The sequence below is a fragment of the Rhizobium sp. L51/94 genome (assembly GCF_019355555.1).
GTDB lineage: Bacteria > Pseudomonadota > Alphaproteobacteria > Rhizobiales > Rhizobiaceae > Rhizobium > Rhizobium rhododendri.
In genome coordinates, this window is record NZ_CP072142.1 from 59,785 (window position 1) to 74,159 (window position 14,375).

A 14,375-nucleotide genomic window follows, 5' to 3' on the forward strand; every position below is an offset into this window, starting at 1 on the left:
CGCAATCAGAGTCAAGTCAGCATAAAATAGGAATATCATCCTCCAATTTTAGAAAATGCGAAGATTATTGAGCCGAATCAGAGCTGTATCTTCGCTCGCGCCGTATCCGGCCTCGCGAAAAAAATCGGTGAGCATTTGGCTGGACAAGGCGTCGGGCGTATCCGGTGCCAGCGTGGATGCGACCGGGAGGCGGTTGCCCTTTCTGGGGAAAGGCTCAATGTGTCCCCCCTCCCATTCGGAGAGCCACTCGCCACGGCCATGCAAAGGCGTGGGCGCCTATTGGCCCGAGACGCGGATGGCACCCGCCTCGCCCAGACTGCGTTGGACAACCGTAATTTGGCTGGAAGCGATGTTAGCGGACACTTCGATTTCGCCGCCAAGCGGCGCATCGTCGCGCGCGCCCTCATTGTGCGAAAGGTCTCCGCCCGATGGCGACGTGCCGACGGTGTTTTCATTGGTGGTCGATTGGATGAAGATGTCAGGCCTTGCGATGCCGTGCTGCTGAACCAGATGCTCGACCGCCAGATCGGCTGCGGCCCGGGTCGAGAAGGTGGCTCGGATCTTCAGGGTGCTGTCGTCGGCCATGCGGCTATCTCCTGTTGCTGATGTCACCTGGCTCAACGTCCCTTAGGCCCACAGGTTGCCTCAAGCGGGCAAGTCACCGTCAATCGCCTTGGATATCGGTCGAAACGCTGATATGTTCTCTTTTTGTTTCGATGACCTTCTCATATGGCCACCATGAACGACGTGACGCTACCGCCAACTCGCAAAATCATTCATGTCGACATGGATGCCTTCTATGCCTCGGTCGAGCAGCGCGACAATCCTGACCTGCGCGGACGACCGCTGGCCGTTGGCGGATCGGCGGCCCGGGGTGTCGTGGCGGCGGCAAGTTACGAAGCGCGAACCTTCGGTGTCCACTCGGCCATGCCGTCGGTGACCGCCAAGCGGAAATGTCCGGAGCTGATCTTCGTGCCGCCACGCTTCGAGGTCTATCGGCAGGTGTCGCAGCAGATCCGGGACATCTTTGCTGAGTACACAGCCCTGATCGAGCCCCTGTCGCTCGACGAGGCCTATCTCGACGTGACCGAGAACCTGAAGGGCATGGCGATCGCCACCGACATTGCGCTGGAGATCCGCGTGAAGATCAAGGCTGTCACCGGCCTCAATGCATCTGCCGGCATCTCCTACAACAAGTTTCTGGCCAAGATGGCAAGCGACCTGAACAAGCCGAATGGCCAGGCGGTGATAACCCCGAAGAATGGCCCGGGCTTTGTCGAGATCCTCCCCGTCAAGAAATTCCATGGTGTCGGGCCTGCGACGGCCGAGCGCATGAAACGGCACGGCATCGAGACCGGCCTTGACCTCAAATCGAAGTCTCTTGCCTTCCTCCAGCAGACTTTCGGCAAGTCCGGCCCCTATTTCTACGGGGTCGCCCGCGGCATCGACGAACGCGAGGTCAGGCCCGACCGGATCCGCAAATCTGTTGGCGCCGAGGATACGTTCGTCGAGGACATCGACGATCTCGATCTGGCCAAGGCCGAGCTGAGACCGTTGGCCGAAAAGGTCTGGCGCCATTGTGAGGCCAACGCCATCACGGGAAGGACGGTGACTGTTAAAATCAAATATTCGGATTTCAGCCAAGCGACCCGTAGCAAAACCCTGTCAGGGCCTATCTCGGATATCGACATGGCACTGGAGGCCGCAGAGATTCTGCTCGCATCGGCGTTCCCGTTCAAACGTCCGGTGCGACTGCTGGGCGTTACCCTGTCATCGCTGAACACGGAAGACCACGTGGCAGAACCGCAACTCGCTCTAGGCCTCTGACGCGTTGGACCCAAAACGAAAAAGCCTGCCGCGGGAGGAGGTGCGGCAGGCTTTTTGAAAAGAACCGAATAGCGGCCTAGGAGGAGGAGCGCCGCTATTCCGACAGGCGTCCCCGGGAGGAGGAGTGGGCCGCCTGAATTCGAAGCTCTGCGGGAGGAGGTGCATCGCTTCGATGACCAGAAGATAGCCGATCTTCCAGCACATTAAATAGACTTTGTTGCAGCGCAGCCATGCGAAAAACGACGAGCTGATTTGGGTAGGGAAAATTGTTCCGCCGCCCTGATCGAGCCCCGGTCCGGAAATTTGATCTCAACGACAGGAAGGAGCTGGCGAGACATAGCGACGTTGTTAATTCAAAGCGCCCACGGTGAGTTTGGTCACTCTCGGCGCGTTCACGGAATTGTCGGCGAGGGATGAGACAAAAATCCTCGTTGGCGCTGGCGTCTCCTTCACGGCACCCGCTGTCCGGGTGACCTATGGTTTGACAACGCCGCCATCCTGCGCAGGATACACGCCCGACAGTCTCGGCAGAACGGGCGGGCAGGACATCGCCGCTCTGATCGGGAGCCTCCTGAAACAGCGTCTCATCGCTCGGCACGAACACAGCGTCTGCGCCAGCCGTCCGCTGACACGTTCGTCCTTTTGTCGCTCCTGATCGGCCTTGCCGGATCCTGGCTCGCGACGTTGGCGTCTGCAATCGCGACTGACACCTGCCTGCGTAGCTTTGCGGCCTAGTCGATCGTCGCCAAGACCACTTTCAGCCGCGGCGGTGGTTTCCCCTGCGACGTGCGACTGCCGGTGCTGACCAAGGCGGCCGACGCGAAAATGCACGCTGTAGATCTCCTTAACCGAGGCCCTCCGACAAACAACTGTCCGTCCGTTTGCGTCGGTTGATCGATCTTCGGTCCTGCGCCATAAAGCCTTATCAATGTCGGGAGTTATCGCGTGAGCAGTCTCAAATTTGGAACGAGCGGCCTTCGCGGCCTTTCTGTCGATCTCGAAGGCCGCGCCTCGGCTCTCTATTCAACGGCGTTTGCCCGTCATCTCCTGAAGAGCGGCCATGCCAAGCCTGGTGACCCCGTTCTCGTCGGTCGCGATTTCCGCGAGTCGAGCCCATCAGTTGCTGCGACCTGCATCGGGGCGCTGGAGCGCGCCGGCCTCGTACCGATCGATTGCGGCGCCATCGCCACGCCAGCGCTGGCACTCTATGGCCTGGAACTCGGAGCCGCCAGCCTGATGGTGACCGGCTCTCATATTCCGGCCGATCGCAACGGCATCAAATTCTACCGCCCGGACGGCGAAATCGACAAGCAGGACGAAGAAGCCATCACAGCGGAAGCGGCCGCCATCGGCGACAGTGCCATCGACGCCTCGCCTGCCAGCGCGGAGAAGCGCGGCGATCAGGCTGAGGCACAGTTCTTGAGCCGCAACGCCGCACTCCTGCCAGCAGGCAGCCTTGTGGGCCTGACCGTCGGCGTCTACGAGCACAGCACAGTCGCCCGCGACCTGCTGGGGCAAGTCCTAGCTCATTACGGCGCCCGCGTCGTGCCGCTCGGTCGCTCCGACAGCTTCATCCCGGTCGATACCGAAGCCGTCTCTGCCCAGACCGTCGAACTTCTTCGCGAATGGACGAACGAACACCGGCTCGATGCCATCGTCTCCGCCGATGGCGACGGCGACAGGCCACTGGTCTCGGACGAACACGGCGAGCCGTTGCGCGGCGACCTCCTCGGTCTCATCGCCGCCAATTTCCTCGGTGCCGGCGTGCTCGTTACGCCTGTCACCTCCAATTCCGGTATCGAGACCGCCGGCCGCTACAGCGTCACCCGCACCCGCGTCGGCTCGCCCTATGTGATCGCTGGCATGAACGCCGCGCTTGCGGACGGACGGCCGGGCGTCATGGGTTTCGAGGCCAATGGCGGCACGTTGACGGCAAGCGCCTTTACCGTCAACGGCACGACCATCCAGCCCCTGCCGACGCGCGATAGTTTTCTGCCGATCCTTGCCACGCTCCATGCGGCAGCGGCTTCGAAGAAGACCCTGTCTCAGATCGCCGCCGGCTACAGCCTGCCCTTTGCCGCAGCCGACCGGCTGGAGAATTTCGCACTCGAGACCAGCGGCGCGCTGATGGCGCATCTGCGCGCCTCTGAAAGCAATCTGGCTGCGTTTCTGGCACCTGTTGGATCGGTGGCCTCAACGAGCGACATAGACGGCCTGCAAGTCATGCTGGAGGACGGCCGGATGATCCATTTCCGTCCCTCGGGCAACGCCCCGGAAATGCGCTGCTATGTCGAGGCGGCGAGCGAAAACGAGGCAAAGTCGCTTTTGATCCAAGGACTTGATCTGGTCCGCGCCTTTGCCCGAACAGGGCAATAAGTCGCTTTTTCGGGCAGTCGGGAGAATATGTCGGAGCGACATTCAGGATTAAACGGAGCCGTTTGCACAGTATTTAGGGGTACTGATTTGGATAGTGGACCGCTAATCTGAAGGATAGGGCTATTTCAGCCCAATCCTTCAAACAGGAGATGACGATGACAGAGGGCAGCCGCTACGTCAGCATGTGATCGATGACACGACAATGGTATTTGCACGCGGTGACGAAGTTCTCGCGCTATTTCGGGCCATCGCCGTCCCGTCTAGGAGTGGAAGGCATGCATGTCAGGTGCATCTGGTCTCGCCGTAGTTATCGTGGACGGCCCTTAAACCCAACGATCTGAGCCCTGCGGTTTTTCTTTGGCATCACTCTTGGTCATGCGAGGATACGGGAGCGCATTGCCTATGCGCGGACACCTGCCACGTTGCAGACTATCTTGAACAGGGTAAAGATCGTGCGGTTTTCTGCACCAACGACGTCTTACGCAGCTAGGCTGCGATCTTGATCTCACATCGGCCAAAGCGGGCGCTTACGGCTGGCGCCAGCCCAGAGCGAAGGCGACTTACACGTGGCAAAGCAGCTATCTGATAACTTTTTGGGTATCGTCAAAAATTTTTTTGTAAGCTTCGCAGTAGCGCTTAACCATGTTTTTCGAACCGAGTTCGGTTCGAAAACGTGTCATTGCCCCATGTGCGTGAGAGCTGAGAACATCTGAATTTTGGAGATACATCTTCATGGCGTTCGCCAGCGCCACCGCGTCTCTAGGCGGCACCACCGTGCCTGTCTTCCCGTCCTTATTAACAAAGCTCGTGCCAGTACCGAGCTCGCACGTAATCATAGGTTTACCAAACATTGCCGCCTCAACCAGAGACAGCCCATAAGCTTCCGAACGTAGATGCGACGGAAAAACGAACGCGGTGCAAAGCTCTAAGAGTGCTGCTTTGTCGACATCTCCGACAGGACCCAGAAAGTGCACATTGGACAAGCCTGCGCGTTTTGTCTGCTGTTTAAGTTCTTCTCCCATGGGCCCCTCACCAGCGATCAGAATACCAGCGTGAACATTTTCTGCTGCCTCGATCAATGTGTGAAGACCTTTATAATAGCGAAGCACGCCTACGAATAAAAAAAATGGCTCCGGGAAGCGGGCCTTCCAGCTGGCTTTTATTTCTTCAGAAGCGCGTGGATAATCCGACTCGTCGAGGCCAATCGGGATGACTTCGGTCTTGTCACTGTATCTTCGAAGAACCTCACTACTGTTGGCGTAATTCGGCGAAGTCGCCACTATGCAATCGATGCTACCTAGAAACCGGTGCATGAGCGGTTTGTAGAGTCGCAAAAGAAATTTTTGTTTAACGATATCAGAATGATATGTGACAATACTTGGCTTACCCGGAGGATGCAGCATATGGACAAGATCCATGAACGGCCAGGGAAAATGATAGTGGACAATATCGGCTTCTGCAGTTAGTTCCTTGAACTTGGAAATAGCCTCAAGAGAAAACCCGGTAGAAGCAAATTCGAAATCTAATTTTGCCTTGTACGCCATGTGGCCGTCAAACTCCAATGTATTGGCGAACGGCTCGCGACTGAGTGACAGCACGTTCGAATGGATGCCATGGGCGAGCGACCCTTTGGCTATCGCATGAATTGTGCGCTCAACGCCCCCGAAAGAATCAGGATAATAGGTCTTGAAAAAATGAAGAACACGCATACTAAGGGCCTCTAACTAATTTTGAGCTTCCGCCATCTGATCAAGCGGCGGCGTGGCTCCTAACACGCGTGTTAGCCGGTGCCGAATTGTGCGTAAAGGCAAACGTGAACGATGACACGCCAGTCGACTGAAATACGGACGCTCACGGCCCGTTGTGAAAGCATCAATGCCGCCGTAACCTCACGAAGTTTGGTAGAATTTTCTCCCTATTTTACGTAAATCGCGGTCGGAGCGAGTAGCGCTACTTTGGCATAACTCGTTTCGCGGCTGGAGTTTGTGTATTTCAGGGGGATATCGGATTTGGATCGCTGATTAGGCGATTGGTGAATGGCGGCTCCACGGAAGGCTGGCATGGTAGGGACAGGAAGGTCATTTGTGTTTGTCGCTTCCCTCCCCCGCTTTGCAGATCTACGATCTATGTGCTGAAGGAAGGCGTAACTAATCATGTTATCGGTGCGCACTTGGTGGAGTGCAGAGAGCAGTAGAAAATTACAGCGGACAACCTTACAAGAACTGCGCAGACGGCGGCGAGATGACCTCGCCTGCAGAAATTCATCGACGACAAGTTTTAAAGAGGATCGAATTCATGGCAGCAAAAATCGTCCCGGTCATTATGGCCGGTGGCAAGGGAACTCGATTGTGGCCGCTGTCGCGCGCCACGGCGCCAAAGCAGTTTATCCAGTTCGTGGGAGACCAGACACTGTTTCAGAACACCCTGTCGCGCGTTTCCGACAGGGACCTTTACGAAGCGGCCATCGTCGTCACCAATGAGGAGTTCCGTTTCCTCGTGGCCGAGCAGGCCCGCGAACTCGGCATCGAACTTGCAGCCGTGCTGCTCGAGCCGGTTGCCCGCAACACGGCCCCCGCCGTCGCCGCCGCAGCCGCTGTAGCGAGCGATCTTTTCGGCAAGGATACCATCATCCAGGTTCTGGCCTCCGACCACGAGATCACGGCAGACGCCACCTATTTCGATTGCATCCGTATCGCCCGTGCCACGGCGGCAGAAGGCAAGCTGGTCACCTTCGGCATCACCCCGACCGAGCCTGCCACCGGTTACGGTTATATCGAAGTCGGAAAGTCGCTGGCCTCGGGCGCCCATGCGGTCAAGCGCTTCATCGAGAAGCCACCCGTCGACAAAGCCGAAGCGATGCTCGCTGCCGGCGGCTTCTACTGGAATTCCGGCATCTTCGTTTTCCCGGTGACGCCACTGCTGGCGGAGCTGACCGAATTTGCACCGGCCGTGGTCAAGGCGGCCAAGGAAGCCCTTGCCAAGGGCGTTCGCGATCTCGACTTCACCCGTCTCGACAGCGAGGCGTTTTCCAAGAGCCCCGACATATCCATCGACTACGCCGTCATGGAAAAGACGTCGAATGCCGCCGTCGTCCCCTCGTCCTTCCTGTGGTCGGACCTCGGCAGCTGGGATTCGGTGTGGAAGGTCGGCAAGCAGGATGAGAACGGCAACGTGTCGGCCGGCAACACGACGCTGGTCAACACCCGGAACTCTCTCGTCATGACCCACGGTACTCATCTTGCCGTGCAGGGTCTCGAGAACGTCGCCGTCATCGCATCCGAAGATGCCGTCTATGTCGGACATCTGAAGGACAGCCAGGATGTCGGCAAGCTGGTCAAGCTGCTGGCCGGCCACAAGAAGACCGCGACACTCACCGAAACCCATCCCACGTCCTATCGCCCCTGGGGCGGCTACACGTCGCTGATCAAGAGCGACCGCTTCCAGGTGAAGCGCATCTTCGTGACGCCCGGCAAGAAGCTGTCGCTGCAGAAACACCATCACCGCTCCGAGCACTGGATCGTCGTCAAGGGAACGGCCGAAGTCACCATCGGCGACAAGGTGCAGGTCGTGCGCGAGAACGAGTCCGTCTACATCCCGCTCGGCGAAGTCCACCGCATGGCCAATCCGGGCAAGATCCTGCTGGAGCTGATCGAGGTGCAGACCGGCTCCTATTTCGGCGAGGACGACATCATCCGCCTCAACGACGAATTCGGCCGCACCTAATAAAAATAGTTTGCGATCGTCGGTGGCAGCTTGACCATTCACTCGAGCGCCACCCACGACCGTGGGACCGGCCTATCACCTACTGCCGGCGTGGGCCTCGAGAGGCTCTCGGCGAAAATGTAGATCGGCAACTATTAGGACGCGATGGAATAGTCGACGGTTAAGTCGTGGTGCTTTTGCGGGTCCAGGATAGACGTCCATAATCTGCCCGCCGTCGGCCGCCAGCACGCGGACAGAACCATACTCAAAGAGTTTACACCAACTAGTCCCATATGTGACTTTGTTTAGATTATCGAGAAACAAACAGCGCTAGCGGAAATGGTTCGCCGGGTTCAAGACTTGCCAAAACAACTATTGAAGCAACTACGCCACAATCTCGAGAAAAACCTGATTGGACGTGTAATCCTCCAAGATCTGCTTTCCGTTATACTCAGAACTTGCTTTCTAATGGCCTCAATATCATTGCGCAACGACGCATTTCTATTACTTTCAATAGCAAGAGCGTGGTGCTTTAATCTAATTTCGACAATTTTATCTCTCAGCACCTCGGACGTTCTTGCAAGTTCGGCACTAATAACTTGCATTTCGTTATCAATGAGTTGGCGCTCCAGCTTCGTGCCGGATAAAGCTTTGACCATCGAAACATCCCGGTTAAAATCTTCACGAAAATCCCTTGCAAAATCTCTCTGCGGCACAGAAGATTTGATTAAATCTAGTATATATTGCTCGATTTCAATCAATTCCTCTGGGGAGTACAAGAAATCATGACTCTCCACCTTGCGCTCGGCGTCGTGAATACTAACTCTAATTCCAGTTTTATCCGCAATTGCGTCCTCCGCAACAACACCTAAATCCCGAGCACGCGAAACATCGGCCACATTTATCTTGATGTCGCAAATTTCGAAGGCGACTATATACAAATATATATGTAGCGCGAAATGTCTGTAGAAATTATTGGTGAGTAGATCGGGCGTTTCTTCACCTACACCCGATATTGGATATCGATCACCTATCCAACGAATGACATCATCGTGTTTGTTGGAACGCAAAATTTCGTTTGTTGTTTCGATGAAATATGTATTCCCAGCACGAGCTTGCGAAAGGTAAGACATCCAATGGTCATACATTGGTCGATACAAAAATATGTAGACTCCCCCGAATGCTTTTTTCAGCCCCGCCACTCTTCCCAATGACCGCGTGCACGCCAGTACAGGAGTTTTATCTCGGCTCTTCGCGAGTGAGAGCAGTGTTTCTACATATAAAAGTTGTTCCTTGGAAAGTTCCCCATCGATTCCATTTGATGCAATAAACTCTTGAAATGCAAAACTCGTGTTAAAAGCGGTCACTCCGCCCTCCGCTTTTAGGAGCGGGATCATCTCAAGAAAATATGGGGCAGATTCTGGGTGCCCCGACTTCCAATCCCCTGGTCCAATTGCCATCGCCTGTTCTTGAGTAAGGTGAGATAGACCCTCGTGAAACGGTTCGTAGTATGTTAAGGTTTGCTCGGATTGACGAAACTTTCCCCAAAGCCACGTACTTGAACTTCGAAAACTCGAGACAACAAAAACTGGCTTCATTTGTGCTTCTCCACGGGAACATTACGCATTTGACACCGTAATACGGTGAGCACAGTTCACAAAATTCACCCGGATTGGGCGCGGCGGGAGAACCTAATCCATATCCGCGTCGTCGTAGCCAGAAAGCTGTTGCGTCAATTTTTCCAATCGAACATTTTCCTCGATGCGGTAGTGATTTTCCTGCTTCAGCTCACTAACTGCCAGTTCAAGACTTTCGTTCTTACGCGATAATGTCTCGATCTCGGTAAGGCGATAGTGATTTTGATGTGACAACGTCGCGATCTCTGTCAGGCGGTAGTGATTTTGTCGCATAAGCTCCGAAATCCGCGATAGGCTGAACGAACCCACCGACGATGATACAAGATCTTCCCTCCTAGTGAAAAGCAGATCTCCCACATCGTGCTCTATTCTAAGCATTGCAATCAATTCATCGATATCATCAATCCGAATTAGTCCATCGCCACGAGAGACGTAGTAAACATGCGGCATAAATTGACGAAAAAAATCTACCTGTTGCTTGAATATCTTCGTCGCGAACGAAAGTTGAGTTTCTTTGTAACGATCCAATACCTGCTGTATTGAAAACTCAACTATTGCACTATCCGTTATAGTCAGGGATTGGCTAGCTCCGCTAATCACGACGTCTGTGAATCCCTCCACATCAATTTTAATTAGATCAATCTTTGCGATTTTGTTATCACGGATAAAGCTATCTAAAGTCTGGCACGCTACTGACGCCGTGCCAGGATGCAACTCTGAGGCAATCTGCGCGTTTGTACCTTCACCACTAAACTGAATGAAACCGTCTTTATCTGCTATGGCAAGGTTAAAAAGCTTCAACCCACCTTGACCCGCGTTCTTTACAAGTAGTTGATAATTGGCTGCGGATGCCTCAATGGCGTAAACATCAACATTTGTCACAATGCGGGACATGAATATTGAGTTGATGCCGACATTTGCACCGACGTCAACAAATACACCACCCTCCTGAACTAGTTGAGGGTAGAGAACAAGCTGATTTGGCTCCCATACCTCCGATCTTTCAAGCTCTTCTGAAATAATTTGCTCGTGCGGCGACAGGCTTACCGGGAATGAGATACCCATAAAGCCCACTTGGCGCGTAATAAAGTCCGTCGTCATTCAGGGCTCCAGGCTCAGTGTGCAGGCAGTAAATTGCGAAAACCAACGATACTACAGACGCAACACTGAAGCTACCGCCCAAATGTGCCCAGCCCCCGTCAAACCTGCAACTAGCGTGATCAATGGACTGTGATGGCATCTGACGCATCCCTTTGACTGTAAAAGATGCTCGTCCCGGTTCTTTAATTCATTTGAAAATTCGATGAGATTATCCAACTAGCTGGCCGTTCTCAAAAAAATCGACGACGCTTGCTCAATTGACTGCCGGGACCGGAACTTAACCATAGAGGCCGTCGGCTACAAAGGCAACAACAGCATCCGCGCACTTCAACCTTTGGCTTGTGCAACTAGACAATCTAAGTCTAAGCTAAAGCTTCATCTAGTTCCAACCCGTTTTTCCAAGGCTGACTTCACCGTCGAGATGCCATTTTTTGTCCTAGCTAAGCGGAATTGCAAGAGTTAGAGAGCGCATCTTCAAATACCGAAATCAAGCCGGTCGCAGTATTTTTCCAGCTAAAGCGCGCCGCATTTGAAAGCGCGTTTGCGCTTAACCGAGCATGAAGGTCTCTATCACTCCAGAGACTAGTTATCGCGTTAGAAATTTCGTCGACATTGTTCGGATCGACCAATATTGCTGCCTTTCCCGCGACTTCTGGGAGGGACGACGTCGAAGACACTATCGTAGGTGTCCCCATTGAGTTGGCTTCAATTATCGGGAGTCCAAAACCCTCATAAAGTGATACCATCACCAGGAACTCTGCGTCTCTGTACAGACCCGCTAATTGGGCGTCAGTCACATAGCCGACTATTCTAACCGAGTCTGCGATACCAAGTCGCGCAAGATCAGCCAAGTGATCGACTTTCCAACCTGGCCCACCTGCGATTACTAGCGACAGTTGGCGCCTTATCGTTCCAGGTAACTGTGCATATGCCTGCAGTAATTTTGCCAGATTTTTCCTAGGTTCTAACGTGCCGACGAAAAGCATATATGGTCTTTGAATGTCCAAATATTCGGATGGCAACGCCAAATGCTCGGGAAAAACAGTCAATCCTGGATAAACCACCCTGGTTTTTTGCTTTGAGTTCGGATACGCCATCTCGAGAGATACCGCTGTGGCATTTGATACTGCAACAACTCTTGATGCGCGAGAGATCGCTGGTCCCATCAGAGACATATCTGCGAGCCAACCTTGCAGCGTCATCGTCGACGACGCATCGCGCCATACTAGATCATGGATTGTTACCACCGCCTGTAATTTGGAACTAAGCATCGTTGGTAGTCTGTGTGCAGGTCCCCAGAATATGTCAAGATCGTCTCGCTGAGCCAAAATTGGCAGACGGGTCTGGCCCCAGACCGTGCGCAGTAATCCACCTCTATATGCTAAGGCTGCGTTCACGCGTCCTGGCAGTTGAAGATTGCTGGGTTGCCGCTCGGGCAGATAAAGGATAAGATCATGGCCCATTTCAGAAAGTGCGCGACAACTTTCTAAAACATAACGCGAGATACCCGTAATGCTAGTTACGAGATTTCGGGCATCGACGCCAATACGCAATTTATGCCTGCCTATAAATATAACGATTCAAGTAATCTTCATAGGCCTTGGCAATTCCGGCGCGGAGGTTTGTCGTGGCTTCCCAACCTAATTTTCGCATCCTGTTAACACTGAGAAGCTTTCGAGGAGTTCCGTCAGGTTTCGTGTCGTCGTACACGATTTGACCATCGAAACCGACAACGTCCATTATTATCTCCGCAAGTTCTCGAATTGTTACATCTTCGCCGGTTCCGACATTGAAAAGGCCATCATCGATGTCGCTTTCCATCAGGAAAACACAAGCATCAGCCATGTCGTCGACATAGAGGAATTCACGCATGGGCTTTCCCGAACCCCATACTACTAGTTGTTTGTCTTTCGCCACCTTTGCTTCATGAGATTTTCGGATCAAAGCAGGCAATACGTGGCTGTTGTTAAGATCATAGTTGTCATTTGGCCCATACAGATTTGTCGGCATTGCAGAGCAATATCGCGTTCCGTACTGCCGATTGTAGCTTTCACACAACTTTATACCAGCGATCTTGGCAATCGCGTAAGGCTCGTTAGTTTGTTCCAACAGCCCAGTCAATAAAAACTCTTCAAGAATCGGCTGTGGGCAATCGCGAGGATAAATGCAACTCGAACCAAGAAAGAGTAGCCGTTCGACGCCTGACTTATAGGAGGAGTTTACGACGTTTGCTTGTATCATCAAATTCTTATAAAGGAAATCGGCCCTGTACACATTGTTGGCGTTAATCCCGCCAACTTTTGCTGCTGCCATGAAAACGTAGTCAGGCTTTTCGGTCTCAAAAAAATCTGACACCGCCCCCTGGTCAATTAGATCCAGTTCCGCATGTGTTCGGACTATGATATTCTCATAGCCAATGGATTGAAGACGGCGGACGATAGCTGAGCCTACCATTCCTCTATGGCCTGCAACATATATTTTAGCGTTTTTGTCCATTACTCACTCGTGATAATTGTAGGCAGAGAAACCATAATTTTTCACCAATTCGTCGCGTTGCGCAGCTTTCAAGTCTTCCCGCATCATTTCCGCGACTAATTCCTGAAATGTGATTTTCGGCACCCACCCAAGCTTCTCTTTAGCCTTTGTTGGATCACCCAAAAGAGTTTCGACTTCCGTGGGTCTAAAATAACGGGGATCCACCGCTACAATGCACTTTCCGCTGCCATCGTAACCCTTTTCATTCACGCCTTCGCCCTGCCAATTAAGCGAAATGCCAATTTCTTTCGCCCCGGCATCCACGAAATCGCGGACGCTGAATTGTACGCCTGTTGCAATAACGAAATCCTCCGGGGTATCTTGCTGCATCATCAGCCACTGCATTTCGACGTAGTCTTTCGCGTGCCCCCAATCACGCAAAGCATCGAGGTTACCAAGGTAGAGGCAGTCTTGAAGACCTAGCTTGATACGAGCAAGGGCGCGTGTGATCTTCCGTGTTACGAAGGTTTCACCGCGAACCGGGCTTTCGTGGTTGAAGAGGATGCCATTGCAGGCATAGATGCCATAGGCTTCTCGGTAATTAATAGTAATCCAGTACGCGTAAAGTTTTGCAACAGCGTAGGGCGAACGTGGGTAAAAGGGCGTAGTCTCTTTTTGCGGGATTTCCTGGACGAGACCATAGAGCTCTGAAGTAGAGGCTTGATAAAAACGTGTTTTCTTTTCAAGCCCGAGAATGCGTATGGCTTCCAGAATGCGCAATGCCCCAAGGGCATCAGAATTAGCTGTGTATTCTGGCTCTTCAAAGGACACCGCAACGTGGGATTGAGCGGCAAGGTTGTAAATCTCGTCCGGTTGCACTTGCTGGATGATGCGTACGAGACTTGAGGAGTCCGTCATGTCACCATAGTGCAAGACGAGGCGTTGGTTCTTGTCATGGGGATCTTGGTAAAGATGATCTATACGATCAGTGTTGAAAAGAGAGGCACGACGTTTGATCCCGTGTACCTGATAGCCCTTTTCGAGAAGCAGCTCCGCGAGGTAGGAACCATCCTGCCCGGTGATCCCGGTAATAAGAGCAATTTTTTGCGTGTCACTCACTAAGGTCGCTCTCCTTTGACTGCCGCGCTTGCGATCGGCAAGCTGTAACTGGTTTCCTGCGGCTAAACGATTTTTTTCACGAGCGTTGCCTTTACCGGATAGAGAGCCAATCGTCTAGCGGTGAGTCAGATTGTCGAT

The 14,375-nt window shown here is 53.4% G+C and carries 11 protein-coding genes; 4 read left to right on the forward strand and 7 right to left on the reverse strand.

Annotated features, from left to right (window positions below; genetic code table 11):
- Positions 1–276: 276 nt before the first annotated feature.
- A complete protein-coding gene (locus J5274_RS18355; RefSeq protein WP_219275421.1) occupies positions 277–585 on the reverse strand; it encodes a hypothetical protein in 309 nt (102 codons plus the stop codon).
- 144 nt (positions 586–729) lie between these two features.
- Between J5274_RS18355 and dinB the strand changes: the two genes are divergently transcribed.
- From dinB to J5274_RS18370, 3 genes are all read left to right on the forward strand, one after another.
- Positions 730–1,827 carry a DNA polymerase IV gene (gene dinB / locus J5274_RS18360; protein WP_374113753.1) on the forward strand — a complete coding sequence of 366 codons (1,098 nt, stop codon included), beginning with the start codon at positions 730–732 and terminating at the stop codon, positions 1,825–1,827.
- Between the two features lie 367 nt (positions 1,828–2,194).
- Entirely contained in the window at positions 2,195–2,482 is a 288-nt protein-coding gene (locus tag J5274_RS18365; protein ID WP_219275422.1) for a hypothetical protein, read from the forward strand.
- Positions 2,483–2,772: 290 nt separating this feature from the next.
- On the forward strand, positions 2,773–4,203 hold the full coding sequence (locus J5274_RS18370; protein ID WP_219275423.1) for a phosphomannomutase: 1,431 nt from the start codon (positions 2,773–2,775) through the stop codon (positions 4,201–4,203).
- 578 nt (positions 4,204–4,781) lie between these two features.
- On the opposite strand, the gene J5274_RS18375 is transcribed toward J5274_RS18370, so the two are convergent.
- Positions 4,782–5,912: a glycosyltransferase gene (locus J5274_RS18375; RefSeq protein WP_219275424.1), complete on the reverse strand. Its 1,131-nt coding sequence runs from the start codon at positions 5,910–5,912 to the stop codon at positions 4,782–4,784.
- A 586-nt stretch (positions 5,913–6,498) separates the two neighbouring features.
- Between J5274_RS18375 and J5274_RS18380 the strand changes: the two genes are divergently transcribed.
- Entirely contained in the window at positions 6,499–7,926 is a 1,428-nt protein-coding gene (locus J5274_RS18380; RefSeq protein WP_219275425.1) for a mannose-1-phosphate guanylyltransferase/mannose-6-phosphate isomerase, read from the forward strand.
- A 332-nt stretch (positions 7,927–8,258) separates the two neighbouring features.
- On the opposite strand, the gene J5274_RS18385 is transcribed toward J5274_RS18380, so the two are convergent.
- The 5 genes from J5274_RS18385 to gmd all read right to left on the reverse strand — a co-directional run bounded on the left by J5274_RS18385 (position 8,259) and on the right by gmd (position 14,237).
- Positions 8,259–9,503 (reverse strand): hypothetical protein, encoded by a 1,245-nt coding sequence (locus tag J5274_RS18385; protein WP_219275426.1) that lies wholly within the window; start codon positions 9,501–9,503, stop codon positions 8,259–8,261.
- Positions 9,504–9,596: 93 nt separating this feature from the next.
- Complete coding sequence (locus J5274_RS18390) at positions 9,597–10,643, reverse strand: FkbM family methyltransferase (protein ID WP_219275427.1); 1,047 nt, start codon at positions 10,641–10,643, stop codon at positions 9,597–9,599.
- Between the two features lie 440 nt (positions 10,644–11,083).
- Positions 11,084–12,196 carry a glycosyltransferase family 1 protein gene (locus J5274_RS18395; protein ID WP_219275428.1) on the reverse strand — a complete coding sequence of 371 codons (1,113 nt, stop codon included), beginning with the start codon at positions 12,194–12,196 and terminating at the stop codon, positions 11,084–11,086.
- A gap of 1 nt (position 12,197) precedes the next feature.
- The gene (locus J5274_RS18400; RefSeq protein WP_219275429.1) at positions 12,198–13,139 is read right to left on the reverse strand and encodes a GDP-L-fucose synthase; all 942 of its coding nucleotides are present in this window, start codon (positions 13,137–13,139) and stop codon (positions 12,198–12,200) included.
- Between the two features lie 3 nt (positions 13,140–13,142).
- Positions 13,143–14,237 carry a GDP-mannose 4,6-dehydratase gene (gene gmd, locus J5274_RS18405; RefSeq protein ID WP_219275430.1) on the reverse strand — a complete coding sequence of 365 codons (1,095 nt, stop codon included), beginning with the start codon at positions 14,235–14,237 and terminating at the stop codon, positions 13,143–13,145.
- Between the last annotated feature and the right edge of the window lie 138 nt (positions 14,238–14,375).

Excerpts from the sequence above, each read along its gene's own strand:
- J5274_RS18390 (WP_219275427.1), bottom strand. The coding sequence starts at position 10,643 with ATGACGACGGACTTTATTACGCGCCAAGTGGGCTTTATGGGTATCTCA.
- J5274_RS18380 (WP_219275425.1), top strand. The coding sequence starts at position 6,499 with ATGGCAGCAAAAATCGTCCCGGTCATTATGGCCGGTGGCAAGGGAACT.
- J5274_RS18400 (WP_219275429.1), bottom strand. The coding sequence starts at position 13,139 with ATGGACAAAAACGCTAAAATATATGTTGCAGGCCATAGAGGAATGGTA.
- J5274_RS18355 (WP_219275421.1), bottom strand. The coding sequence starts at position 585 with ATGGCCGACGACAGCACCCTGAAGATCCGAGCCACCTTCTCGACCCGG.
- J5274_RS18385 (WP_219275426.1), bottom strand. The coding sequence starts at position 9,503 with ATGAAGCCAGTTTTTGTTGTCTCGAGTTTTCGAAGTTCAAGTACGTGG.
- dinB (WP_374113753.1), top strand. The coding sequence starts at position 730 with ATGGCCACCATGAACGACGTGACGCTACCGCCAACTCGCAAAATCATT.
- J5274_RS18375 (WP_219275424.1), bottom strand. The coding sequence starts at position 5,912 with ATGCGTGTTCTTCATTTTTTCAAGACCTATTATCCTGATTCTTTCGGG.